Origin of the sequence: Brevibacillus sp. SIMBA_040 (genome assembly GCF_046535075.1) — a bacterium.
Classification (GTDB): domain Bacteria; phylum Bacillota; class Bacilli; order Brevibacillales; family Brevibacillaceae; genus Brevibacillus.
The window spans coordinates 219,966-245,970 of record NZ_JAWRXI010000010.1; the positions used below are offsets into that span (position 1 = coordinate 219,966).

Annotated in this window: 29 protein-coding genes; all 29 read right to left on the reverse strand. The window is 46.6% G+C overall.

Going from position 1 to position 26,005, the window contains the following annotated elements:
• Positions 1–3: 3 nt before the first annotated feature.
• Positions 4–1,422: a flagellar assembly protein A gene (locus tag SB752_RS18705; RefSeq protein ID WP_410717098.1), complete on the reverse strand. Its 1,419-nt coding sequence runs from the start codon at positions 1,420–1,422 to the stop codon at positions 4–6.
• 32 nt (positions 1,423–1,454) lie between these two features.
• Positions 1,455–2,243, reverse strand: a complete 789-nt coding sequence (locus tag SB752_RS18710; protein ID WP_103105970.1) for a FliA/WhiG family RNA polymerase sigma factor — start codon at positions 2,241–2,243, stop codon at positions 1,455–1,457.
• Positions 2,244–2,259: 16 nt separating this feature from the next.
• Positions 2,260–2,640 (reverse strand): hypothetical protein, encoded by a 381-nt coding sequence (locus SB752_RS18715; protein WP_410717099.1) that lies wholly within the window; start codon positions 2,638–2,640, stop codon positions 2,260–2,262.
• A 2-nt stretch (positions 2,641–2,642) separates the two neighbouring features.
• The gene (locus SB752_RS18720) at positions 2,643–3,128 is read right to left on the reverse strand and encodes a chemotaxis protein CheD (RefSeq protein ID WP_410717100.1); all 486 of its coding nucleotides are present in this window, start codon (positions 3,126–3,128) and stop codon (positions 2,643–2,645) included.
• On the reverse strand, positions 3,115–3,741 hold the full coding sequence (locus SB752_RS18725) for a chemotaxis protein CheC (RefSeq protein ID WP_103105967.1): 627 nt from the start codon (positions 3,739–3,741) through the stop codon (positions 3,115–3,117). The genes SB752_RS18720 and SB752_RS18725 overlap by 14 nt, the downstream gene beginning before the upstream one ends.
• A 4-nt stretch (positions 3,742–3,745) precedes the next feature.
• Positions 3,746–4,222: a chemotaxis protein CheW gene (locus tag SB752_RS18730; protein WP_103105966.1), complete on the reverse strand. Its 477-nt coding sequence runs from the start codon at positions 4,220–4,222 to the stop codon at positions 3,746–3,748.
• 15 nt (positions 4,223–4,237) lie between these two features.
• Positions 4,238–6,271, reverse strand: coding sequence for a chemotaxis protein CheW (locus SB752_RS18735; protein ID WP_410717101.1), 2,034 nt, complete (start codon positions 6,269–6,271; stop codon positions 4,238–4,240).
• A gap of 20 nt (positions 6,272–6,291) precedes the next feature.
• Entirely contained in the window at positions 6,292–7,395 is a 1,104-nt protein-coding gene (locus tag SB752_RS18740) for a protein-glutamate methylesterase/protein-glutamine glutaminase (RefSeq protein WP_410717102.1), read from the reverse strand.
• Positions 7,396–7,427: 32 nt separating this feature from the next.
• Positions 7,428–8,291, reverse strand: coding sequence for a MinD/ParA family protein (locus tag SB752_RS18745; protein ID WP_410717103.1), 864 nt, complete (start codon positions 8,289–8,291; stop codon positions 7,428–7,430).
• Positions 8,292–8,293: 2 nt separating this feature from the next.
• On the reverse strand, positions 8,294–9,637 hold the full coding sequence (flhF, locus tag SB752_RS18750; protein ID WP_410717104.1) for a flagellar biosynthesis GTPase FlhF: 1,344 nt from the start codon (positions 9,635–9,637) through the stop codon (positions 8,294–8,296).
• Positions 9,634–11,676 carry a flagellar biosynthesis protein FlhA gene (flhA, locus tag SB752_RS18755; RefSeq protein ID WP_410717105.1) on the reverse strand — a complete coding sequence of 681 codons (2,043 nt, stop codon included), beginning with the start codon at positions 11,674–11,676 and terminating at the stop codon, positions 9,634–9,636. The genes flhF and flhA overlap by 4 nt, the downstream gene beginning before the upstream one ends.
• Positions 11,677–11,694: 18 nt before the next feature.
• Positions 11,695–12,792, reverse strand: coding sequence for a flagellar biosynthesis protein FlhB (gene flhB / locus SB752_RS18760; RefSeq protein ID WP_410717106.1), 1,098 nt, complete (start codon positions 12,790–12,792; stop codon positions 11,695–11,697).
• On the reverse strand, positions 12,789–13,571 hold the full coding sequence (fliR, locus tag SB752_RS18765) for a flagellar biosynthetic protein FliR (RefSeq protein ID WP_410717107.1): 783 nt from the start codon (positions 13,569–13,571) through the stop codon (positions 12,789–12,791). Before fliR ends, flhB begins: the two co-directional genes overlap by 4 nt.
• Before the next feature lie 3 nt (positions 13,572–13,574).
• Positions 13,575–13,844 carry a flagellar biosynthesis protein FliQ gene (gene fliQ / locus SB752_RS18770; RefSeq protein ID WP_103105958.1) on the reverse strand — a complete coding sequence of 90 codons (270 nt, stop codon included), beginning with the start codon at positions 13,842–13,844 and terminating at the stop codon, positions 13,575–13,577.
• 33 nt (positions 13,845–13,877) lie between these two features.
• Positions 13,878–14,639: a flagellar type III secretion system pore protein FliP gene (gene fliP / locus SB752_RS18775; RefSeq protein WP_213022410.1), complete on the reverse strand. Its 762-nt coding sequence runs from the start codon at positions 14,637–14,639 to the stop codon at positions 13,878–13,880.
• Positions 14,636–15,310, reverse strand: a complete 675-nt coding sequence (locus tag SB752_RS18780) for a flagellar biosynthetic protein FliO (RefSeq protein WP_410717108.1) — start codon at positions 15,308–15,310, stop codon at positions 14,636–14,638. Before SB752_RS18780 ends, fliP begins: the two co-directional genes overlap by 4 nt.
• Positions 15,310–15,672 (reverse strand): response regulator, encoded by a 363-nt coding sequence (locus SB752_RS18785; protein WP_103105955.1) that lies wholly within the window; start codon positions 15,670–15,672, stop codon positions 15,310–15,312. Before SB752_RS18785 ends, SB752_RS18780 begins: the two co-directional genes overlap by 1 nt.
• A 36-nt stretch (positions 15,673–15,708) precedes the next feature.
• Complete coding sequence (gene fliY / locus SB752_RS18790; RefSeq protein WP_410717109.1) at positions 15,709–17,079, reverse strand: flagellar motor switch phosphatase FliY; 1,371 nt, start codon at positions 17,077–17,079, stop codon at positions 15,709–15,711.
• Positions 17,072–18,067: a flagellar motor switch protein FliM gene (gene fliM, locus SB752_RS18795; RefSeq protein WP_289136452.1), complete on the reverse strand. Its 996-nt coding sequence runs from the start codon at positions 18,065–18,067 to the stop codon at positions 17,072–17,074. Before fliM ends, fliY begins: the two co-directional genes overlap by 8 nt.
• 40 nt (positions 18,068–18,107) lie before the next feature.
• On the reverse strand, positions 18,108–18,563 hold the full coding sequence (locus tag SB752_RS18800; RefSeq protein WP_410717110.1) for a flagellar basal body-associated FliL family protein: 456 nt from the start codon (positions 18,561–18,563) through the stop codon (positions 18,108–18,110).
• 14 nt (positions 18,564–18,577) lie between these two features.
• Entirely contained in the window at positions 18,578–18,799 is a 222-nt protein-coding gene (locus tag SB752_RS18805) for a flagellar FlbD family protein (protein ID WP_049738778.1), read from the reverse strand.
• A gap of 69 nt (positions 18,800–18,868) precedes the next feature.
• A complete protein-coding gene (flgG, locus tag SB752_RS18810; RefSeq protein WP_410717111.1) occupies positions 18,869–19,684 on the reverse strand; it encodes a flagellar basal body rod protein FlgG in 816 nt (271 codons plus the stop codon).
• Positions 19,685–19,785: 101 nt separating this feature from the next.
• On the reverse strand, positions 19,786–20,181 hold the full coding sequence (locus tag SB752_RS18815) for a TIGR02530 family flagellar biosynthesis protein (RefSeq protein WP_410717112.1): 396 nt from the start codon (positions 20,179–20,181) through the stop codon (positions 19,786–19,788).
• Between the two features lie 24 nt (positions 20,182–20,205).
• Positions 20,206–21,420, reverse strand: coding sequence for a flagellar hook-length control protein FliK (locus SB752_RS18820; protein WP_410717113.1), 1,215 nt, complete (start codon positions 21,418–21,420; stop codon positions 20,206–20,208).
• 66 nt (positions 21,421–21,486) lie between these two features.
• Complete coding sequence (locus tag SB752_RS18825) at positions 21,487–22,404, reverse strand: MotE family protein (protein WP_410717114.1); 918 nt, start codon at positions 22,402–22,404, stop codon at positions 21,487–21,489.
• A gap of 12 nt (positions 22,405–22,416) precedes the next feature.
• On the reverse strand, positions 22,417–22,863 hold the full coding sequence (fliJ, locus tag SB752_RS18830) for a flagellar export protein FliJ (RefSeq protein WP_410717115.1): 447 nt from the start codon (positions 22,861–22,863) through the stop codon (positions 22,417–22,419).
• 1 nt (position 22,864) lies between these two features.
• On the reverse strand, positions 22,865–24,184 hold the full coding sequence (gene fliI, locus SB752_RS18835; protein WP_410717116.1) for a flagellar protein export ATPase FliI: 1,320 nt from the start codon (positions 24,182–24,184) through the stop codon (positions 22,865–22,867).
• On the reverse strand, positions 24,181–24,999 hold the full coding sequence (fliH, locus tag SB752_RS18840; RefSeq protein ID WP_410717117.1) for a flagellar assembly protein FliH: 819 nt from the start codon (positions 24,997–24,999) through the stop codon (positions 24,181–24,183). The genes fliI and fliH overlap by 4 nt, the downstream gene beginning before the upstream one ends.
• A complete protein-coding gene (gene fliG / locus SB752_RS18845; protein ID WP_103105944.1) occupies positions 24,983–25,996 on the reverse strand; it encodes a flagellar motor switch protein FliG in 1,014 nt (337 codons plus the stop codon). The genes fliH and fliG overlap by 17 nt, the downstream gene beginning before the upstream one ends.
• Positions 25,997–26,005 lie beyond the last annotated feature (9 nt).

A 26,005-nucleotide genomic window follows, 5' to 3' on the forward strand; every position in this document is an offset into this window, starting at 1 on the left:
ATATTAAAGGAGGGTAGTGCTGCCAATTTCTCCGTCAATCACCATGAAACGTGTACGCGCATACTCATGCTTGATAAAGTGGACAAGCCTGCCAAACGTCATTTTGATCCCGGGATACATGACGTGATAAGCGTCAATCGCTGCGGGACCTTCTCCTAATAATTCGGCTTCCACATCTTTTTTACGGGATTCCAGTGCCTTGCTCTCTTTTTCAAGTACCAAACGTGTGTTCGTTAACTTGATTTGCATGACTCGTTTATCAGGCGGCAGCTCTCCCGCTACTTGCATCATTTGATTGAGCACGCCTAAGCCCTGATCAGTTTTACGCAAATTTTCATATACGTCTTGCAATTCTTTTTGCAGGGAGGCTAGTTCTTGACGCAGCTCCGGCTTGACCCCAACCTCTAGTACTGTTGGAGTAGCACTATTGTTGCCAAAAATACGCGCTCCGATTTTCTCCCCGGCTTGCAATACACCACCGATAATAATACCCTTTGCGCCCTTGCATATAATTTGTTTACCTGCACGCACGGTGGAGAACATAATGCTTTGTGAAACTAACACTTGATTTCCTGCGGTTACATTAGCGTTTTGGATAAAGGAAGTACGAATGTCCTGCCCAGCAATAATAGAGCCCTTATCTTGCGCTACGATTCCACTCTTAATCTCAATGGACCCTGCAGCATCTAGTTCTGCGCCTTCCACACTGCCCAGGACACGGATATCCCCAGATGCTTTTACACGAAAACCATTTAATACGTTCCCGCGAATGACCACCGTTCCCACAAAATCGATATTGCCGACGCCAAAATCCACATCCCCGTTTACTTCAAACACGGGAAATACATTCATCTTTTCCTGGTCAGTAAATGAAACTTGCCCATCTATTGCAGCATAGATCATGGTTCGTTCTTGATTTTGCACCACATTTTTTCCAGGCTTAAAGATAGCTTCCTTGCCGGCTTTGGGAGCGATGGGCTCTCCGGTAACTGCTTTCCCTGGTTTACCTTGGCCAGCCGGAATTTTTTTCGCCAACAACTGTCCTTTGATCACGTTCGGAATGCTTGTCACATTGTAAAAATCTACACGTCCATCTTCCAGCTCTTTAGGGCCTTGATCTTCCTGTATGGTTTTTAAATACGGATACTCAATGTATCCATCTTCTCCAACCACTGGAGGCGTACCAGTAGCAATCGTTACATAGGTATTGGCAAACTTCGCAGGTGTCGTACATAGTGCTTGAACGATTTCGTTTTTAATGCCAAAGTTCACTTTCTGTGTTTGAAGTGCTTGAAGCACGTCACTTTCCATAACCACGATCTGATCAAGCTCAGTTTCATCCACTTTTAGAATGACTCCTGCTTCCAGCTTATCAGCAGACATTTTGACCTCAAAACGATAATTACCGATGCCTTCCATCATTCTACCCCTCTCAAGATTGGGTATTGTCGTACCTACATCAATTGCGTCTTCCATCTAGATAACGCAGAACGCAGACGGAATAGAGCCTTGGAATGAAGTTGTGAAATACGCGATGGCGACAGGCTCATGATTTCAGCGATTTCCGATAATGTCATTTCTTCAAAATAAAATAACGAAACGACAAGACGTTCTTTTTCAGGAAGCTTATCAATAACCGTAACCAACACTTCCTTTAGACTGGTTACCTCCGCAACCGTTTCAGGACGTGGTGTTACATCATCGACAATATAGGAGTGTCGTGCCGTCTTTTGTTCATCTTCGTCACCAACTGCTTCATCTATAGACACCATGGAAGCTAGGGACGTTTCCAAAAACACTTGCTGCAGATCTTTCTCGCTTATCCCGAGATAATCGGAAACTTCTCGATCGGTTGGCATACGTAGCATTTGCTGTTCCAAAGTGGTATACGCTTCTTCGATTTTTTTAGCCTTGTCCCGCACTGTCCGAGGAATCCAGTCATTCTCACGCAGCCCGTCAATCATTGCCCCCCGTATGCGCCACATCGCATATGTTTCGAATTGTAGACCCCTTGTATGGTCAAACTTGGCTAAAGCATCTAAGAGACCAAAACGGCCGTAGCTAATCAAGTCATCCTTATCTACATTTGCAGGTAAGTTAATCGCCAATCGATTCGCTACCTTGTCAACCAGTGGTAAAAAGCGCGTGATCAAATCGACTTCCGCTTCGCGACTGCCTTCTTGCTTCCACATAACCCATTTATCAAATTCTTTTGTTTTCTCTTGACTTGTTAGCCGTGCCACGATTAGTCACCAACCTTTACTCATCTGATAAGCGTCTAACGACCTCTGCAACGGTGGTGGGATCCTCAATTGGTTGAATCCTCTCCATCTTGGACAAGGAAAGTGGGGAAAACGGTTCCTCCGGATCCTCCTGCTCCTGATCCTTTTGAGGATTTTCCAGAGGAGCCACTGGCTCCCCTGACACGGCTTCCCCTGCTTCACCAACTGGACTCGCGGATGTATGCGTGATGAATGCAACCACCCAACGGATTGGAAATGCGACGAGGAAAAATACGACGAATGCGATGCCAGCTCGTACTAAGGAGACTAGCCATACATTACCCGCCCCTGCTGCAACCAACGTCACGACAAATGCAAGCAATCCCAAGCCTATATTAATCCAAATGGTTCCCAGCATACTTATACTTCCTTCACACCTTGATTTACTGTACGGATTTGAAGCATCCCGTTTGTGGCATCGAGTTCTATTGTCCGACCGCAGTTTCCCCCTGTATCCTCCGCCACTATCTTTATATGGGCATCCTTCAAAGCCAGCTTGCAAGCTTCCACATTTCTTGGTCCGATCCGCATCGTGTCATTGTTCCCTAAGAATGCAAACATTTGAGCGCCGCCGGCCAGCTTTGCCACGATATAGCGCGTCGATGCACCGGCACGCTCCATCAGATGAATAAGGTGAGGAATAGCGGTGTCCGCATACTTCCCTATGGATAGTTCCCCACTTTTTGCCAGAGATGATTCGGGCAGCATCACATGTGCCATGCCAGCAATTTTATGAGTGCTATCGTAGAGGACAACCCCCACGCATGAGCCTAAACCGGTGGTACGCAGCCGACTCGGAGGCTTTGCCACACCGAGATCGGCCATACCAATCTTAATAATCTCCATCAAACGGAACTCCTAGTGAATGAAATAGAATGGGTAGCGATTCTGGATCAGGAATCAGAAAAAAATTTCCCTTCACTTGCTCATTACCTTCAAAAAAGGCTGTGTCAATCGTGAGGGCAAAGTCACCCGCTTGACCCAACTCAATCAATCCATAGCTAAGAATGGCACCCGCCATATCTACAGCCAGTGCAGGAACTGATGGCTGTAGATTCAGCTTTGTTAAATCTGCCAATGAAGAGAGATAAGACCCTGTTAAAATGTTTCCAATTTCGTGCAGAGCGGAGACCTCAAGCTCTCCCCACTCATACACGTCCTTGTCGATACCTGTGATTTGCAGCAACAGATACTTAGCAGAATCCACATCAAGGATAAAAAACATGTTGCCCGGGCAGTCTCCTTCTACACGGAGAAATACTGTAACCACTACCGTTTCCGCCCCACCGACACAATCAGCTACTTCATCGAAGGGAATAATGCTCACCTGCGGCACTTTCATATCGATTTCTTTTTGCATGAGCTTGGAGAGGGCTGTAGCGGCATGGCCCGCACCAATATTCCCGATTTCGCGCAGCACGTCAAATTGGAAATCGCCAAACTTGGTAAAATAGACCATTTTATTATCCCTCGATTGCGTCCAACTGCTTTATTTCCTCAGTGCTCAAAACTTTATCTAGATTCAAAAGGATCAGTAATCTTCTATCTAGCTTTGCTACACCACGTAGATAAGCCGCTTCGACACCACCGACAACTTCTGGAGGCGGTTCGATTGCATTTACAGGAATGTCGATGACATCATTGGCTGCATCTACAATTAATCCAACTTCAAGCTCACCTACCGCAACGATGATGATGCGGGTTGCCTCAGAGTATTCGCTGTCTTCCAGACTGAAGCGATTCCGCAGATCAATAATTGGAGTGACCACACCACGCAGATTGATAACCCCTTTGACAAACTTCGGTGTGCGCGGAACTCTTGTGATATGCTCCAGCTTTTCGATTGATTTTACTTGGTGCACCTCTACTCCGTACTCTTCATCCTTCAATCGAAACACGATCACTTTGACTTCGCTTACGATTTCTTTTTGATCGAGCATCTGGCTGCCCCTCCTCTACTTAATCAATGCATTGCAGTCAATAATGAGTGCGACTTGTCCATCACCCAAGATGGTAGCACCGGAAATCGCAAATACATTGACCAGATATTTACCGAAAGATTTCAAGACAATTTCCTGCTGACCAATGAATGAATCTACGACGAGACCAGCCATTTTTTCTCCCTTGCGAACAATGACCACAGCCACCTCGTCATCGCTTGCGTTTCCACTACTCGGAACCTGGAAAATATCCTGGAGAGATACAAGCGGCACTACACGGCCCCTGAAGTCGATCACTTTTTGGCGGTGAGCCATCATAATCTGATCTTTCTTGAAGACTGCCGTTTCAATAATGGAGCTGAGAGGAACGGCATATTTCTCATTTTGCACCTGTACCAGCATCGCAGAAATGATTGACAGAGTCAGAGGAAGCTGGATCAAGAAGGTCGTCCCTTGGCCGCGTACAGAATCAACTCCTACACTACCGCCCAGCGATTCGATCTTGGATTTCACTACATCGAGTCCGACTCCACGACCAGAAATGTCAGAGATCACATCTGCTGTACTAAAGCCCGCTGCAAACAGTAATTCATGAATTTGCTTGTCGCTCATGCTGTCTGCGATGGCTTGTGTAACGACGCCACGCTCCAGTGCCTTTTTCAGTACCTTTTCCTTATTAATTCCGGCACCGTCATCTTTTACTTCAATAAATACGTGATTTCCGCTGTGGAACGCACGAAGCTCAATCGTTCCTTCTTCGGGCTTGCCAGCCTTTTTCCGATCCGCAGGAGACTCGATCCCGTGGTCGAGAGAATTGCGCAGCAAGTGGTTGAGCGGGTCGCCAATTTCGTCAATTACCGTACGATCCAGCTCTGTTTCCGCACCAAAAATTTCTAAATTGACTTTTTTGCTCAAGTCTTTTTGTAAATCTCGAATCATACGTGGGAAACGATTAAATACTTGTTCTACGGGAACCATGCGCATGGTCAGAATGATGTTTTGCAAATCGCCACTGATTCGGCTCATGTGCTCAACTGTTTCCTGGAGCTCGCTCTTGCCAATCTCACGTGCCAATTGCTCCAGACGACCACGGTCAATGACCAGCTCACTGAACAGGTTCATGAGAATATCGAGACGATCGATATCTACACGAATCGTTTTTCCGCCTGCTCCTGTCTTTCTAGCAGCTGCTGGCTGCGCCTCTTGTGCTTTTTGAGGGGTCGAAGCTGCCTGTTCTTTCACGACAGGTGCTTCCTCAACCTTTGCTTTGATCACAATAGGCTCGGCCGTGACATCCTGAATCTCGGAAATGTTAAGAATTGCACTGCGAATTTTTTCAATCGGATGCATGGTGACATACGCGATTTCAAAAGATTGTTCAAAGCGTTCGTTTTCGATATCTTCAACGGTTGGTTTCGTTTTAATCACTTCGCCAAGGGATTCCAGCTGGTCAAAAACCATGTATGCACGAGCAGCTTTTAACAAGCAATTCTCGTTCAACGTCACTTTAATCCACAAAGCCTGATTGCCCAATTCTTTGGACTGCTCCATGACCATGAGTGCAAAATCATCGAGGTCATACTCTTGAGGCTGTTGAGCTGTCTCTTCCGCCGAAGGAGCCTCATCCAGCGCTACGGCTGTAGCAGCAATTTCTTGTTCTACAGAAAAATCTCCAGCCACAATTGCGCGAAGCTTTTTCACTGGAATAGAAACATCTGCTGATCCGTCTCCGCCTTCGGTAATATCAATGACCATACCCTCAATCAAATCGATGCTGTGAAAAATGACGTCCATGATATCGCTGTTGATCGTCAATTTATCATTTCGGATGAGATCAAGCACATTCTCAGCTTCATGGGTCAGACTAGCCATGTCCTCGAATCCCATTGTTGCCGACATTCCTTTTAGCGTATGTGCAGAACGGAAAATTTCTTTCACATGAGCAATATTACCTGGATCGTTTTCGAGCAGCAACAAGTTGGCGTTAATTGCTTGCAAGTGTTCTTTTGATTCTTCAATAAACATGTCCAAATACTGATTCATATCCATAGGTGATCCACCTCCCAAAATCAGTGCAAGAGCTTGCACAATACCTCTGGAATCTTTTCCAATGGGGCTATATGATCTGCGAGTCCAGCTTGGATAGCTGCACGCGGCATTCCGTACACGATACAACTCGACTCATCTTCGATAATACTCGCAACAGGTCCGATTTCTTTCATCAATTTCAGACCTTTTGTCCCATCATTTCCCATGCCTGTCATGATAATTGCCCATTTGTCTACATTTGTCAATCGACTGACCGACTCAAAAAGAACATCTACAGAAGGTCTATGTCCGCCTCGGGGCTCTTGTTGATGCAAGTGGGCTTGCAATCGACCATTTACGGAATGCACTTCAAAATGATAACCCCCTGGCGCAATATACGCGGTTCCCGGTTGCAGAATTTCACCGTCTGTGACTTCGGTGACTTTTATTTGACACAGTGAATCTAAACGCTGTGCCAGTGACTTTGTAAACCCAGCGGGCATATGTTGAACGATTGCAATCGGAGCTGGAAATTTGGCAGGGAGCTGTGTCAATACCGTTTGCAACGCTTTTGGTCCACCCGTCGAAGTACCTAATACAACGAGCCTTGCTTTGGTTGTATTGGGCAGCCTAGTTAAGATCGGCGGCGTACTTGTTACAACAGGGCGAACAACAGGCTGAGCAGCAACTGGGCTTATACTTGCTGGCTTGCTCGCTTTGCCATCCGTTCTGCGGATTCTACCTCTTGCAGAAGCAGCAGCCTTCACCCTTTCAATCAACCGATTTCCCACTTTATGAATATCGAGTGAGATTGGACCAGAGGGTTTCGTCACAAAGTCAAAAGCGCCCAGCTCCAGAGCCTGAATGGTTGCCTCCGCTCCCTCACGCGTCAGACTGCTCAGCATAACCACTGGGATTGGATACTCGTTCATCAGCTTTTCCAAAGCGTCGAGGCCATTCATAATAGGCATTTCAATATCAAGCGTAAGGACATCCGGGGTGAGCTGTTTGCATTTCTCAATGCATTCGAGACCGTTCTTGGCTCGCTCAATCACTTCGATCTCCGAATCAGTAGATAAAATATCAGTAATAACTTTACGCATGAATGCAGAATCGTCCGTAACCAGTACTCGAATTTTACTCATGGAATGTCGCTCCCTTCCTACAACATGTTGCCTTATCGAATGAAGTTTTTCAGCTTCGCAAGAAATCCTTTTAGTCCATTCGTTGAAACATCAGTCATGGTTGAACTCTCCAGATAACGGCCAACCAGATTACGAATGCTCTTTGAGGCTTGCGCTTGCGGATATGTAAGTAGAAAAGGACGTTGCTGCTTCACTGCCTTGGATACCTGTGGATCATCTGATACATATCCGAGCGAATGAAGGTCCATATTCAAAAATCGTTTGGCTACCATCGCCAGTTTATCCGCAGTCATTTTTCCCTCGCGATCTGAGGTTACCCGATTGATGACCAATCTGATAGTGATGGCCGGATTACGTGAATGCAGCAGCTTGATCACTGCATACGCATCCGTTATGGCTGGCGGCTCTGGAGTAGTCACCAGAATCACTTCATCAGAAGAGAGCATAAATCGTATCGACTCGTTGGAAAAGCCAGCTCCCGTATCAAAAATGATCGTCTCCGCGTAGCCTTGCAACGGATTCAATTGCGTGAACAACCGATCCAGCTTGTCTTCATCCAGCTGCATAATCTGTGTGAATCCCGAGCCACCAGCTATAAACTCCAGTCCCCCTGGTCCTTGCTCAATGATGTCCCATACCGTCGTATTCGGCTCTAGCAGATGGAACAAATGCTTTTTGGGGGTAATTCCCATCAACACATCCAGATTGGCAAGTCCCAAATCCACATCAAACAGGACTGTTTTGTGTCCCTGCTGATTTAGCCCGAGACCAAAGTTGAGACTGAAGTTTGACTTTCCTACGCCGCCTTTTCCGCTCGTAACGGTGATTAGCTTCGTTTTTCGGTCTTGCTTGCTTTGTTCCATACGTTCTCGAAGTCGTTCAGCCTGATCCCGCATTCTCATTCTCCCAAGACCATCGCTGCTACCATTTCTGGAGTAGCGAGAGCGATATCATCTGGAACATTTTGTCCTGTCGTCACGTAGGAGAGATCGAGGCTTGAATTTTGGCAAACATTCACTATCGAACCAAAGCTTTGTGTTTCGTCCGCCTTAGTAAAAATCACATGCTTCACTGGTACATCCCCAAAGTTGTCAATGATCGTCTTCATGTCGTTGTACTTGGTCGACAAGCTGAGCACTAAATAATTCATGCTGTTTGTCCCTTGCTTGACAAGCTCGCGAATTCCTTGTACATATTCATCATTACGAAAATTACGTCCGGCTGTATCGACAAAAATTAGGTCGCAATCACTTAATCGTTCCATCGCTTGCTTCATTTCCTTTGGTGAAAAGACTACTTCCATGGGAACGTTTAAAATGTTAGCGTATGTCTTCAATTGCTCGACAGCGGCCATCCTATACGTATCCGCCGTAATGAAGCCAATTTTTCGTTTTTCCTTTAGCATGCTGTTCGCTGCAAGCTTTGCAATCGTGGTCGTTTTGCCGACCCCAGTCGGTCCAAAAAAGAAGGCGTATTCTACACTCTGATCTAATTTGGCTGATCCTTGCAATCTGGGCTTAACCAGCTCGGAGATGATCTGTCGACATGCCGCATGTGCTTCTTCTTTGGTCCACTCCTTGCCTGCCACCTGGCTCTCCATCAATTGACGAATAATCTGGGCCGTTAGCTCTTCTGTTACTTCTTGATCCACCAATCGTTTTCGTACATCTTGAATTGCCTGCGGGAGTTGATGACTCAAATCGTTGACCAACAGCTTTTGAAACATTTGCCGCATACCTCGTACTTCATTGGCAAGCACCTCATTTTGCCCGATCGGTTGTGCCTCCTCTTTCAACGGGACTACAGCAGCTGCTCGTTGCTTCGCTAACGGCTGCTCCGTTGCTACAGCCGTCTCTTCTCGTACAAGTTGATTTGCTTGTGCAATGGCAACTGGCTGTTCAAGGAGTGGCTCCTGCTCCCTCGTCTCGGAATTCGGCTTATCCGCTGGCGGTCTGGGTACGGTTGGTCTTCGATAGGCTTGCTGTGCTGTATACGTACCCGTCTGTTGTCTGGAGGAAACGTCCTTTTGTCGATCGGATGCCGTGAAGCTCATGTCCTCACGCTGGGACCCTTTTTCATCTACTGCCGCGATGACTTCGATTTGCTGTTTGCTGAACATCCCGAAAAAGCCACCGGATTTAAAAGGTTTTGAGTTTAATATGACTGCATCCATCCCTAAATCCGCTCTGATTTTTTCCATCGCTTCTGGCATCGTATCGACTATGTAACGTTTTACTCTCACGAAATGTTCACCATCCCTACGCTTTGCACTTCAACATGTGGTTCCAACTCGCTGTACGACAAAACAGGTACATCTGGCATCATCCGGTCAAGGAGCTGTCGTAAATACATCCGAATAGCCGGAGAGGAAAGAATGATAGGTTGTTGCCCTGAATTAATCATTTTTCCAACTTCTGTCGACATGATTTGGAAAATTCTCTGAGATGTTTCCGGGTCCATTGCCAGATAGCTGCCTTGCTCGGACTGCTCGACGCGATCTGAAATGACCTTTTCCAAGCCTGCGCCTGCTGTCAATACGCGTAGCGGCTGCCCTGGCTCTGTAAATTGCAACGTGATCTGTCTGGCCATTGCTTGTCTGACGTACTCAGTCAGTACATCCGTATCTTTTGTAAACATGGCGTGGTCTGCCAAAGCTTCGAGAATGACCTGGAGATTACGAACAGATACTTTTTCACGCAGCAATTTTTGCAATACCTTTTGGACATCGCCGATCGAAAGCAATCCAGGAATCAGCTCGTCCACCAAAACAGGTGCCGTTTCCCTTACGTTGTCTACAAGTGCTCTCGTCTCCTGACGTCCCAACAGCTCGTGTGCATGGCGCTTGATGACTTCTGTCAGGTGAGTAGCGACGACGGACGGCGGGTCGACAACTGTATAACCGGAGAGTTCAGCAATCTCCTTATTCTCTTCTGTTACCCATAAAGCAGGCAATCCAAACGCAGGTTCAACGGTTTCAATCCCAACAATCGAATCGTCTTCGATGCCAGGGCTCATCGCCAAATAGTGATCAAGCATAATCTCGCCTTTTGCTACCTGATTGCCCTTGATTTTAATCATGTATTCATTCGGTCTGAGCTGAATATTGTCGCGGATCCGAATGACCGGAACTACGATCCCCATCTCCAGCGCAATCTGTCTGCGGATCATAATTACCCGGTCAAGCAAATCGCCGCCTTGCTTCACATCAGCCAATGGAATCAGGCCGTATCCAAATTCAAATTCGATGGGGTCAACTTGTAAAAGATTGACCACACTTTCTGGACTCCGTACTTCTTCGATTTGCTGTTCTTCCACATCGTCCGCTGATTTTTGAATCTCCATACGCTGCTTCCGATCAAGTTTCCACGCTGCAAACGTCATGATTCCCGCAACTGGAGCAACTGGCAACAATCCAATCGGAGTAAACAGACCCAAGAAGAACATGCATCCAGCAACGATATACAGAAGACGCGGAAAACTGAACATTTGACGGGTGATATCTTCACCCAGACCTTCGCCGGATGTAGAACGGGTAACAATAATACCAGCTGCTGTGGAAATCAACAGGGCAGGAATCTGGCTGACGAGCGCATCCCCGACTGACATCGTCGTGAAGCGGGAGGCTGACTCAGCAAAGCTAAATCCATGTACGAGCATCCCGATGATGAAGCCGCCAATAATATTGATAATAAAGATGATAATACCAGCAATAGCGTCCCCTTTTACGAATTTACTCGCACCATCCATCGCTCCGTAAAAGTCCGCTTCGTTTTCGATCTTTTTCCGTCTAGCCCTCGCGTCTGCTTCTGTGATCATCCCTGCGTTCAAATCAGCATCAATACTCATTTGCTTACCAGGCATGGCATCCAGGGTAAAACGTGCTGCTACCTCTGCTACACGTTCGGAACCTTTCGTAATAACGATGAACTGAATGATAATCAGAATCAGGAACACTACGAAACCTACTACCTGGTTGCCACCTACAACAAAGCTTCCGAACGTTTCAATTACTTTCCCGCCTTCACCATGCGACAAAATGTTTCTCGTCGTCGATACATTCAGTGCCAGGCGAAAGAGTGTCGTAATGAGCAAGACCGTTGGGAAAATGGAAAACTCCAGTGTTTCCTTTGTATACATGGACACAAGCAAAATGGTCAATGCAAGGGAGATGTTCAGAATCAACAGTAAATCGAGCAACTCCGAAGGGAGTGGGATTACCATCATGACCACAATGCTTATGACGAATAGGATCGTGCCTATTTCCTTGAATTTGAATCCCACCGTTTATCCTCCTTCCTCTTATTTCACTTTCCCCTGCAACTTGTATACGTACGCTAGAACTTCCGCGACCGCTTTAAACAACTCTTCGGGAATTTGTTGTCCGATCTCAACCTGACTATAGAGAGCCCGGGCCAAGGGCTTGTTTTCCATCGTAATGATCCGGTGCTTTTTGGCCACCTCTCTTATTTTTAAAGCAAGGTAGTCTTGTCCTTTGGCCACTACTGTAGGAGCACTCATCGCATTCGAATCATAGCGGATCGCCACAGCAAAGTGCGTCGGGTTCGTAATGATTACATCCGCTTTGGGCAACTCTTGCATCATCCTTCGAATCGCCATGCTGCGCTGCCTTTCGCGAATCTTCCCTTTTATGAGCGGGTCCCCCTCAGCCTGCTTGTGCTCATCCTTGAGATCTTGCTTTGACATCCGCAAGTTCTTTTCATGTTCATATCGCTGGTAAGCGTAATCGAGGATTGCTAGGATCAACAGGAGCACTCCTAGATATAATCCTAGTTTGGCAACCTCTGCTGCCGTAAAAGAGAGAACATTTCCTAGCGATTTTAAAGATAGCTGCAAGATTTGATCGATTTCGTTCCATAAAATGGTGTACGCAACATAAATCCCAGCGCTGATTTTCAATATCGATTTAAGCAATTCAACAAGGGAACGTAACGAGAGGATTCGTTTTGCCCCTTTAATGGGGTCTATCTTCTCGAGTTTCATTTGTAGCGTTTCTGTACTGATATGCCAACCTACTTGCATGTAATTGACTCCAAATGCAACCAGGAATGACAGGGCGAGTACAGGGCCCACAATCTTAACCGCCTCAAAAGCCATTTGAACGACCAACAGCTTCAAATTCTCTTCGTTAACCTGCCAGCTCGTATATGTAGTTAATGATTCTCGCATCAGACTTTGGAAAGTCCCTAGCATAGAAGAACCGAGCATCATCAGCAAAAAAAAGAATGCCGTCAAAGCAATACTCGCAGACAAATCCTGACTTTTTGCAACTTGTCCTTTTTTGCGAGCGTCTTGCTTTTTCTTCGGCGTCGCTTTCTCCGTCTTTTCCCCGTTGAAGAATTGTAGGTCGATCGGATAGGCAAACCTTATTTGCTTCATGGTGAGCCTCCGAGTGCTTTGATCATTTCGGCAAATGCCCGGAACATATTTTCAAACAATCCATTTAATGTAAGCAAAAATGCTGGCATCACGACAATCAGCAGTGAAAAGCTGGCGAGTAATTTTAATGGCAATCCGACAACAAAGATATTAAATTGAGGGACGGATTTGGCGATAATACCTAGAGAGAGATCTACTAGAAATAATGCCACCACAATGGGTGCTGCCATCATAAACGCACTCAGGAACATGTTCATAAACACGTTTACCACAATCATCATGACATTCTCGCTGCCAATAGCAGCCCACATCTTATCAACCGGAATCACTTGATAGCTGCTCATAATCCCGCGGATGAGCATGTGGTGTCCGTTAATGCTAAAAAAATAAAGAACAGCCAGCATGTTTTTAAAGTTACCCGTAATCGGAATGTAAGCGCCGGTTTTCGGATCGATTACGTTTGCCATGGCAAGTCCCATTTGCATATCCATCATTCCGCCAGCTACTTGGACGGCGATAAACATCATTTCACATATGTATCCAAGAATGAGACCTACTAGCGCTTCCTTGATTACGTACACGACAAAGGTCAAATCCATGGGAATCTGGGATTGAACAGGCAGATACTGAAAACTGATCAACGCCATAATAAATGCGAGCGCAATTTTAAACTGATTAGGCACGCCTTTAATGGAGAAAAAAGGCGCAGATACGACAAAAGCACTCATTCTAACAAACGTTAGCAAAAATATAGGCAGGTACATCAGAAAGAGATCCATACGCTACCCAACGAAACGATGGAGATTCCCGAAGATATCCATCGTAAAATCAAGCATGACTCGCAGCATCCAAGGCCCCACTGCCAGGATCGTAATAAAAACAGCTACAATCTTTGGGATAAAGGCAAGTGTCTGCTCCTGAATTTGAGTCGTTGCTTGGAATACACTTACAAGTAATCCAACCAGCAAGGCGATCCCGAGAGCAGGTGCCGCAACGATCAGGATCGTGTAAACAGCATTTTGGGCAATCTGCATCAGTAACTCTTGTGTCATGCTCTATACCTCCTAGGCCCCTACGGAAAATCGCTAAAAACTGGTTAGTAGTGATTTCACTACGAGATACCAACCATCCACCATGATGAACAACAGGATTTTAAATGGCAAGGAGATCATCACAGGTGGCAACATCATCATCCCCATTCCCATTAAAATACTGGAGATGATCATATCAATCACAAGAAATGGGATAAAAATCATAAAGCCGATCTGAAAGGCTGTTTTTAATTCACTAATCGCATACGCCGGGACTAAAGCATTTAACGGAATATCTTGAATCGTCTTCGGTCTTTCTGCTTTCGTAAACTCGAGAAACAGCGCCAAATCCTTTTCCCGTGTCTGTTTCGCCATAAACTCCTTGAACGGGATGACCGCCGCATTAAAAGCTTGTTCTTGTGTCATTTGCCCCTTCATAAAAGGCTGCACTGCCGTTTCATTCACTTTACCAATCGTGGGAGCCATAATAAAAAACGTCATGAATAAAGCGAGTGCGATAATGACCTGGTTAGGAGGCATCTGCTGCGTTGCCAAAGCATTTCGAACAAATGACAACACAATGACGATTCTCGTAAAACTGGTCATCAAGAGCAAAATGGCTGGAGCAACAGAAAGTACTGTTAAGATCAGCAGAATTTGAATCGCCGAGGATGTTTCCTGAGGTGTTCCATTCCCGCCGCCTATTTTCAAATCAATGCTCGGAACGAGTGGTGTTCCCACAGGAGCTGCCAGCACCATGTTTGGTACGGCTAACAGCACGATAGCAAGCACGAGCACCTGCAAAACATATTTCATTTTCGGTCCCCTCTGTCCTGAGCTTCCTCTTTGGTCCAAGCGTCCATTTGAACTGGCCCTTTATTCATATCTTTCCATTGTCCCTTTAACAGCTCTTGAAAGGTTTGTCCATCCACATCAGAGGAAAATAACAGCTCTTCATCAGCCTGCTTTTTCTTTCCAAAAGGCAACCAGCTGAACGTGAACGGGTTTTTCAACGGCTTTATCTCTGCATCGGACAGGATCAGATCGACTTCATCCCCTGGTTCAATCTGCCTAAGCAGTTGAACGTTGTCACCGACACCAATGACGTACAAAGACTCTCCGATCATCACAACCTGCAGAGTCTTCCCATTCCCAAGTGCAGCGGCGCTAATTATTTTAATTGGCCCATGACTTTGAGCAGTTTGTCGCTTACCTAGAAATCTTAGTAATAAATAGATGAGCAGAACGATAAAACCGAGTGAAAAAATAACCTGAACGAGATAGCCAATCATACTTCCTGTTCCGGTGCCCGGAATGGCCGCCGGCTGTTCGCCGCCGGCAGGCGCATTGCTTTTTGGTACATTCCCTTGATTGTACGAATCTGCCACAGTGTCTTCTGCGAGGGTCGCACCTGGGAAAACAAGCAGCAACAGGAGTAGACTCAAGACCCAGATGATCCCTGTTCCTGCATTCCGGATCTTCATCATTAGCTCAAGGTCTTCTTGATCGCTTCCAAAACGCGATCGGCCTGGAATGGCTTCACGATGAAATCTTTTGCGCCTGCCTGAATCGCATCAATAACCATTGCCTGTTGTCCCATCGCAGAGCACATAATAACCCGCGCGTTAGGGTCCATCTTTTTAATTTCTTTCAGTGCAGAGATGCCGTCCATTTCTGGCATCGTGATATCCATCGTTACCAGATCAGGGCCCAATTCCTTGTATTTTTCAACAGCTTGGGCACCATCGCTTGCTTCCCCTACGACACTGTAACCGTTTTTCGACAGGATCTCCTTGATCATCATGCGCATGAATGCTGCATCATCTACGATTAATACTTTGTTAGACATGAATAGTTCCTCCCCAATGCATAAGTGTTGATTGGTTTATTGTAATTTTTGAACACGATCGATCTGACTGATGATATCTGTAACACGTACACCGAAGTTCTCATCGATAACGACAACTTCCCCTTTGGCAATCAACTTGTTGTTCACCAAAATGTCAACGTGCTCACCAGCCAGCTTGTCCAACTGTATGATAGAGCCAGCAGACAAGTCAAGGATATCTCTGATTAACTTCTTGGTGCGTCCTAGTTCGACTGTCACTTGGAGTGGAATGTCGAGAAGTAGGTTAAGATTTTGTTCGTCTCCTGTGTACATCGGAGCCCCGCCAAGTGGAGCAAATTGTGCCGGCTGTACATTTGCTTGGTTCGCAACTGGACTGCCATAATGCTGGGGTGCCGGTGGTGCCATTGGTGGCTGTTGTTGATATGCTGGCGGGTAAGGTGCATAACCAGGCGGCATCGCATGCTGTGCATAATAATCCGGATACATCGGTTGTGGCGGATACCCCATTGGTGGCGGTGCGTAACCCACTTGTGGCTGCTGTTGATACATTTGCTGCGGTGCAGCAGGTGCTTCAAGCGGAGGGGCCACTGGAGGCGTCTGTACAGGCTCTGGCTGCGCCATTTGTGCAGGTGGTGCCGAATGAGTGATTGCTGGTATAGCTGGCATCTCCACGGCTTCCACAGCTGCTGCTGCTTCGTCCTCAGAGCCTCCAACCAGTCTATCAATCATTTTCTTCGCAAAAGAGAGAGGGAGCAATTGCATAATGTTTGAATCAATCAGTTCTCCATGTTCTCCTACCTTCAATCGGAAGGATACTTTTACGAGTGGGCTATCATCGTCAGAAAAGCTGTCTCCACCCTTGCCTTGTGCCAAGTCCATCACATCAATGCCTGGCGGAGTAATGTTGATAAATTGATTGAAAATCGTGGACATGGACGTAGCAGCCGAACCCATCATTTGATTCATGGCTTCTTGTACAGCACTAATATGTAGCTCAGACATCTCAGTACTCTCTGGTCTACCGTCGCCGCCCATCATCAAATCAGCAATAACGGCAGCGTCTTCCATACGGATTACAAGCAGATTGATTCCTTTAAAACCATCTGTGTACTCAACGTGAACCGCTACGTGAGGAATTGGAAATTCGCTTTCTAGCTCGTTAACATTTACAACAGTAACAGTAGGGGTTGTAATGTCTACTTTTTGGCTCAACAAGGTTGATAACGCAGTAGCCGCACTACCGAATGAAATGTTCCCAATTTCTCCGAGGGCATCTTGTTCAAACGGGGATAGATATTCGGCAACATCCTGATTTTCTACCGAATCAGCTTCCTCTTCATCCTCAACCAAGTTGTTTGCGCGAAGCAGCGCGTCAATCTCGTCTTGAGAAAGCATGTCTCTACTCATTTTGTTCCTCCCCCTCCTCTATGACTTCATCAATCTGAACAGCAACGCGCCCTTTAAGCGTTCCTGGCTGACCCAGGAATTTCAAGTGGTTACCCACTTTAATTTTCAGCTTGTTATCGATTGCTTGATCAAGCTGAATCACATCGCCTTTTTGCAGCTGCAAGAAATCTCCTACGGAAATCGTTGCTGTTCCCATTTCAGCGATAATCGGCAGGTTTGCCGTCTTAACGCGTTCTTCTACACGCATGCGCTCGTCTTCATCACGCGTTTTTTTCTGCTTGGAGAACCAATACTGTCCTGACAATTTTGTCATGATTGGCTCCATCACGACGTGAGGTAGGCAAAGGTTAATCATCCCGGTTGTATCGCCAATCTTTGTACTGAACGAGATAACGACCACAATTTCGTTCGGAGATACAATCTGCATAAATTGCGGATTCATCTCCAAGCCTTCTTGATATGGATCCAACTCAATAATTTGCTTCCATGCCTCGTGGAATGTATCCAGTGCTTTACCGAATACACGCTCCATCACCGTTGTTTCAATTTCCGTAAGTGCGCCCATTTTTTCCGGGAGAGCACCCTGTCCACCAAGAAGCCGATCGAGCATGGTGTAGGCGATGTTTGGGTTCACTTCCAAGACCATACGACCTTCTAATGGAGGGGCTTCAAAGATGTTTAGGATCGTCATCTTGGGAATGGAGCGAATAAACTCGTCATACGGTAATTGATCGACGGAGGCAACCGTAATTTGCACGAAGGTACGGAGCTGAGCGGAAAAATACGTCGTCAACAACCGTGCGTAGTTTTCATGAATGCGTGTCAATCCTCGGATCTGATCTTTGGAGAACCGAAGAGCACGCTTAAAATCGTACACTTTGACTTTACGCTCAGTCTCTTCCTTTTTCAGCTCGTTGGCATCCATCTCCCCTGAAGAGAGGGCAGCCAACAACGCATCAATCTCACTTTGTGAGAGAACCTCGGCCATATGTCGTCACCTCCTTGCTATGTATCCATTCATCGCTTCCTTACGACAAGACTCGCTTGGTAGTTACCACTTGAACGATCTTACCTTCTTGCATGAGGGAGCTGATTTCATTCATGATTTTCGCTTCCAGTTTATTGACGCCTTCTGTCCCTTTGATATCTTCTGGTGTTAACCCAGCAAGTGTTTTAATAATCACTTGATTGACCTGTGGCAAACGCTGCTCAAGCTCCTCTTTTGCAGAAGAATTCTCAGCGGTAATGTTAAAACGAACAATCATGTAGTTATTCGTGAGCAGGTTGGTCGTAATCTCACCAGTGTCAACGGAATACTCTTTCATTTCCTTAGCAGTCAACGGTTTCATCTGCTTTTCTTCCGAAGAAGCTGTCTGTGCTCCCGGAGCGAGATAAGTCTGCCAGAGCACAAATGAAATCACACCTAAAAGTGAAATTGCAATAATGATGATTAGAGCCATGTTAAACAAACGATTTTGAAACATCGCACTGCCTCCCGCTATTCATTTGAATCGTCCGGCATTTTGGGTGTTACGGTTGCCGGATGAGCGTTCTGGTAAAAAGCCTGTACACGCTCAGCGATCGATTCTGCCGAATCTTTGACGATGTACTTTCTGTCGTTGAACAAAGTAATAACGCAATCGGGAGTAGCCTCTACCGTCTCAATATGAGTGATATTCAGATAAAACGTGGCGCCGTTAAATCGGGTCAATTTGATCATCGGCTGCTCCTTTCTGGATGAATGGGGGGAAGGACTTTTATGCTTCCCCCGCATTTACCCGTTACCTATTTATCGCTTCAGGTTTACCAGTTCTTCCAGAACAGAGTCGGATGTGGTGATGATACGGGAATTCGCTTGGAATCCACGCTGTGCCACGATCATCTCAGTAAACTCTTCGGAAAGGTCTACGTTAGACATCTCAAGTTGACCAGCGATGATGCTTACATTCGCTTCACCCGGTGCTACTGGTTGATTTGGATCCTCATCTCTAGGTCCAGCGTTCACCGTGTTCTCATACAAGGAATTTCCGATTTTTTTCAAACCGCCTGGGTTGTTAAAGGTCATGACACCCACTGTATTGTCTGACGCAAGCTCTCCTGCCTCATCAACCGTAGTAATTACGCCATCCTTACCAATTGAGTAGGAAACAGCTGTCGCCTGGTCGATCGTAATTACGCCACCGTCTGCGTTCAGCAGCTTCAACCCTTGGGAATTAACAAGGTTACCTACAGAATCACGTGTGAAATTTCCGGCGCGCGTGTAGTAAATGGTTTCTCCATCATCAGGTGAAACCATGAAGAAAGCATCGCCTTCAATGGATAAATCTGTTGGCAGGTTTGTAGTCATCGGGCTACCAGCCGAGAATACTGTATCAACAGCAGCGATAGATGAGCCCAGACCAATTTGCAGCGGGTTTGTACCGCCCTTGCCACCGTCTGTAGGAGCGCCAGCCCCCTGAACGTTTTGGCTCAAAATATCTTGAAACATTACGCGACCTTTTTTGAAACCAACCGTATTCACGTTTGCGATGTTGTTTCCAATCACATCAAGCTTAGTTTGGAAACCGCGCATACCTGAAATACCCGAGTACATGGAACGAAGCATTTTTTGTTTCCTCCTCTTCTATGTCACACGCAAGGGTTACCTCTGTCGGTCGGTAACCGCCTTGGGCTTCCTCTTCGAGGTCCAGCCCTTCTTTTTTGGCGCTATACGATTATGGCGCTATCAATATTCGTAAATACATTGTCTTTCAAGCTACCATCGTCTACGGCGGTAATAATTTTCCGATTCACGATGCTCACGACGTAAGCCACATTATCCATCAGGATGAGAGACTCTTGTGCTCCCTTTGCCGCTGCTTTTTGTACGGCGGATTCTAACCGTTCCAGCTGTGGGGCCTCTAGCGAAATTCCCCTCTGTTGCAGACGGTTGGCTGCATGTTGGCTAAAGCTCAGAGGCGATGTTTTCGCAGTATGGCCAAGCGATTCAGTCAAAAATTGTTGAAACGGTTTACCGCTAGCTGGAGCAGTCTGTACTGTAGCTTTAGTAACGTGATTCGTTTTCGGAGGAAAATAGGGCTGCGCCACACGAAAATGGTTCATGGTGCTTCCTCCTTTATTCCATTCCTAAACGATATCGTTAATGCCGCTAGTCGTTTCTCGGAGACGATTCCATAAGTCTTCCGTAGATTCGGTATTGTCTACCAATGCATCAAGAGCAAATTCTTGTTCCGATTGCTTCTGTTGTTCCTGCTCTTTTCCTTGCTGTCTTGCCTGCTCTCGTTGCTGCTGGAAGCTGAAAGCCGTTTCCTGCTGCTGGTTCACTTCTAAGCGATCGACTTGCAAGCCTTGTTGAGTCAGTGCAGCTCGAAGCTGTGGCAACTGGTTGTCCAGCATGTCCTTGGCAGCTTGAGTTTCAGCATGGAATTGGGCGGTAATCACGCCGTTGTGAGACTTGATCGTAACGTCAACTTGACCAAGCGATTGCGGATTGAGTACCAGCTTCGCTTCATGGACGCCATTTACTTGCTTGATGTTCAGCTTGTTCACAAAAAGCTGTGTCACCTGTTCTGGCAATTGATTTGCATGAACCTGATGTGTTTGTACGCCTGGCTGTTGGAACGTCTGGCCCGGTTGCGCTTGACTCGTTGTTGTCACCACAGGTGCATTTGTAAACGTTAAGCCTTCGTCACCAGGCTTGTCCTGATTTAGTAAGCCTGCTTGCAAAGATGGCTGGACAGTTTGAGCCTGAATTCCTGCCTCTTGTTTATAAGCGGCTAGTCCGGCATTCACACGCATTGGCTGAATGGCTTTAAAAGCATCCTGCTGCGTTGTGTTTGTCCCAGCCATGACCTCGGAACGAAGATGTACTGCACTTGAACTTGGCTTCCCTGTTTCCCCATTCGCTTTTTGGTTTTTCAGGGCCTCAAGCAGAGCTGCCAGTTTTTCCAGTTTTGCTGAGGCAGGCTCCTCTTGAGGAAGCTTCGCAAGCAGTTGTTTCCACTCATCACTGAGCTTATCGACATTCCCTTGCGTCTTACCTAATAATTGCTCAATTGCTGCTGTCTTTTCCTCAATGTGGGGTATGAGCTCTTCTGGGACATGTTGACCAGATGAAAGCAGCTGAGATAGCAGCGCCATCATTTCTTCCAGCGCTTTTCGTTCCTCTTCGCTCAAGCCTTCAGGTGCTACACCAAGTTCATCTGTTGCTGACATGTTTTGAAATGCCGACAGCATTTGCAGAGAAAAAAGGTCACCCAATCCCGTACCTTCCTTGGATGAAGGCACGCCCTGAGCCATTGTTGCACTGGTAGAAGCTCCAACTACGCTGTTTGCAATCATTTCGTTCACCTCCTTGTTTTTTATTGTTGCTATGAAAAACGATAGAAGAGCAGTATTTACTGTCTTTTATCGAAGCAACTCTTCAGTGATGCGTGCCGCCAGGTTGTCGCTATTCTTCTTGTCTGCTTTGGCAATCGCAGCGAGAGTTTGGGCCCGTTTATCCTCGGGCATTTCAGTCATGAGTTTTAATGCCTTCGCCTTATTTGTCTCCATCAGCGAACGGATGAGCGCAGCTGAATCATCAGGTGCCATCGCAGCAAAAGACTTCGCTAAAGAATTGTTGATATCGCCCGCAGGAAGCTGGTCCTGCCCATTTCGCTGTTCGCTTAAAGCTTCTGTCAATACTTTTACGCGATCTTGAAGGGCAGCGATATCATCGTCTTTGGCTACAACAGAATCTTTTAGCAGGATGGAAATGTCAGCAGCGGTTTTCGGATCCATTTTGGCTAGGATGTCAGCTCTTTGGGCAGGCTTCATCTTGCTCATAACTGTCACTGATTCTGTCAATTTGAGATTTTCGATGATCGCAGCGGCATTTTTGGCTGACATGGTAGTATAAACCTTTGCTAAATCCGCATATTGCTGCTGACGTTCAGCCTCTGTTGTCCGCTTTTCTTCCATCATCTTACCCAGATCTTCTATCTGCTTCTCAAGCGCTTGAATCGTAGAGTCCTTTTGGGCGGATTCAGTTTGCAGTGTTGCCAAAGCCTGTTGATTCTTCGCTTGATCGTTCTGCAGGCCCTTTACCTGTTTCATCAGCTCAGGTTTTTCATCCTTCGCGGGAGCCGTCACATAATCGTCCGGGACCAATTTTTCCACGTACGGTATGGAGTTAGCCCAGGTTAGAACATTGCCGAGCACATTGATCCCCAGTAAGCTCAGAAGCACGCCTCCAAGGATACAAGCGAACAGCGCGGGAATTACAATCATGTAAAAAAACCATTCCCACCTGCCGTACTCCCGTTCTTCTTGGATTTCTTCCATCGTGTACCTCCCTCAGTTGCTTCGACGAAGATAGAGCTGAGTGCCAATCTCGTCCAACTCTTTTTGCTCTCTCAGTTTTTCTGCGTCTAGAAATTGATGGAGAGATCGTTCACGCAGTCGATTCCATAATTGAGACTCTTTCATTCGTTCCGTCAGGTGAGTTTGGCAGCGCTCAACGTCTTGCTCACATCCGTGCAGTGTTCTCCGCTGGTTTTTGATAGATCTGGCGACAGACTGTTGATACTGAGTAATTGAAATGAGCTCTGCAGCGCTGCATGTCTGCTCTTGGACATCCTGCAGCAGATTGGTCATTTGGTCATGTTGTTCATTCAATTGGTACAGCTTCCACTCTTCTTCATTTTTTCGTTGAATGGATTTGCCGAATGCCCACTCTGCCTGCTCTTTTTCTTTTTCCTTCAGATCCAATACCTTTTGAAGATGAAACTGAAACACCTTCACACTAGTTCACTCCTCCGAAATGGGTCGTCAACGCTTTTATAGCACTTTGCAACGTAGAGGGCTCGTGCGTCCCTTGTGCCGTAAATTCACGTATAACATCCCGATAACGAATTGCCGCGTCAATTTCTCGGTTAGTACCTGGCTTATACGCCCCAATATTAATGAGATCTTCTGCTTCACGGAAAGTGGCCAAATGTCTTTTAAGCTGTCTCGCTGCTTCTCCATGTGCATCACTTACGATCTCGCTCATTACCCTGCTGACACTCGCCATCACATCAATTGCTGGAAAATGTCCTTTTTGGGCAATTTTTCGGTCTAGTACAATATGTCCGTCCAATATCCCCCGTACCGCGTCTGCGATTGGATCATTCATGTCGTCAGAGTCTACCAATACGGTGTAAAAGGCTGTAATGCTTCCGCGGTCTGCGGTCCCTGCTCTTTCCATCAGCTTTGGAAGAAGCGCGAATACAGAAGGCGTATAGCCTCTCGTGGCCGGCGGCTCACCAATCGCCAGGCCTACTTCACGCTGTGCCATCGCAAAACGAGTGACGGAATCCATCATGAGCATGACATTCAATCCACGGTCTCGGAAGTACTCTGCAATGGAAGTGGCAATCAGCGCACCCTTAATACGAATCATCGCAGGTTGGTCCGATGTAGCTACAACTACAACCGACCTCTTTAGTCCTTCTTCCCCCAGATCACGCTCAATAAACTCCATAACCTCACGCCCACGCTCACCGATCAGCCCTATGACGTTGATATCAGCCGTTGTATTGCGGGCGATCATTCCCATTAGCGTACTCTTTCCTACACCAGACCCCGCAAAAATACCGACACGCTGTCCTTTTCCAATCGTTAAAAGACCATCGATAGCCCGAACTCCGACACTCAGCGCCTCTTTAATGCGAGGGCGAAGAATAGGATTCGGCGGAAGATTGTTTGTTGGATAAGAAGATAATCCAAATGGGAGAGTGCCTTGATACGGACGTCCTAATCCATCTAAAATCGAGCCGAGAATCTCCGTTCCCACTTTCACTTCAAGTGATTGACCAGTTGCCACGACATCACATCCTGGTCCGATGGACGTCAGCTCCCCAAGTGGCATCAAGAGCACTTTGTTTTCGCGAAATCCAACCACTTCAGCAATGATCGGCTCTTTGCTATTCGTAGGATACAGATGGCAAATCTCGCCGAGCTTTACCTCCGGGCCTTGTGATTCAATGGTAAGTCCTACTACCTGTGTTACTTTTCCGTTTACACGCATCGGGTCCAGACCATGCAGCACCTGTTTGTATTTTGAAAGATCGAGGATGCTCATGTCGTCTCACTTCCTCGCGCAATTTCCAGCAGCGCCTGCTTAATTTCGCTTAGTTGTGTATCCACACGTGCATCTACACTACCCAAGTGGGTACGAATGACACACCCGCCATCTTGAACGGTGTGATCCGGATAAATCGCCAGCTCAGCTTGTCCATCGAGCAATTCAAGTAGCTGGAAGCGATGCTCTTGAATGTAATCAAAGTAATTATGATTGACACACACCGTAATTTGACCGTGAACGCGGGAACGACTCAGCACTTTTTTGGACATTTGGAGGACCTGCTCTGGTGATTGCTTCAGCTCTCCGCCAATTACCTTTCTAGCTACCTCTATACTGAGATCAACTAAAAACGGCTCTGCCTCGGCGATGATTTGCTGCTTTTCTTTGTAGGCTTCTTCCAATAGCTTTCTGGCCTTGGTAATGGCCTCTACTTTTTCTTCATAAGCCTGTCGCTTGCCATCTTCATATCCAGCTTCGTAGCCTTCACGTGCAGCTTCTTCCTGTACTTGTTGAAAAAGAGAAGCTGCTTCCACACGCTTTTGTTCCCACCACTGATTGATTTCTTCTTGTACTTGTTCCTTTAACAACTCAGCCTGCTCAGTCGCCTGCTGCAAGATCTTTTGAGCTGTTTCTTCCGCGTCTTCTATAATCGTTTTTGCTTCTATTTCTGCTTGATTAATAATTTGGATATTTTCTTGCAACCTTTCGGAACTTTCTTCCGTCTTTAATGGTACAGGCGTCACCGAGAGGAGCACGGAGTCCTCTACAGGCCGATAATTGGCCATCTTGATGATCCTAGACAATGATATCATCTCCTCCACCGCGAGCGATGATGATCTCACCAGCCTCCTCTAAGCGACGGATAATAGCAACGATACGGGATTGAGCTTCTTCTACATCGCGTAAACGGACGGGTCCCATAAACTCCATTTCTTCTTTGAACGTATCTGCCATCCGTTTGGACATGTTCCGGAAAATAACTTCCCGCACTTCCTCGCTGGATACTTTGAGCGAGAGCTGCAGATCTGCATTCTCCACGTCGCGGATAACGCGTTGGATGGAGCGGTTGTCCAAAGTAGCGATATCTTCGAAAACAAACATGCGTTTCTTGATTTCTTCTGCCAGCTCGGGGTCTTGAATCTCGAGAGAATCCAAGATCGTACGCTCGGTACCGCGATCCACGCCGTTGAGTACAGCCACGATCGCTTCGATGCCACCGGCTTGCGTGTAATCCTGCGTAACCGTCGCAGACAGCTTTTGCTCAAGAACTTGCTCAACCTGCGCAATAACCTCTGGAGACGTACTGTCCATCATGGCAATGCGCTTGGCTACCTCTGCCTGACTCTCCTGAGGAAGAGCTGACAAGATCATAGCTGCTTGCTGCGCTTCCAGATAAGACAAGACAAGAGCAATCGTTTGTGGATGTTCGTTTTGGATAAAGTTTAGAATTTGACCGGGATCAGCTTTCCTAGCAAAGTCAAATGGCCTCACCTGCAGGTTGGCTGTCAGTCGGTTAATAATATCCATGGCTTTGGTTTCACCCAATGCCTTTTGCAAAATATCTTTTGCGTAGGTAATACCGCCTTGCGCGATAACTTCTTTTGCTACCGCGATCTGATGAAACTCTGCAAGAATTTTATCTTTTTCATCCGTATCGACTTTACGAACATTGGCAATTTCCAATGTTAGTTGCTCGATTTCATCTTCACGCAAGTGTTTGAACACCTGGGCAGAGATTTCCGGCCCGAGTGAGATAAGAAGAATTGCAGCTTTTTGACGTCCTGTCAACTCTTTAGCGCCGCGAGCCATACCTTTCAC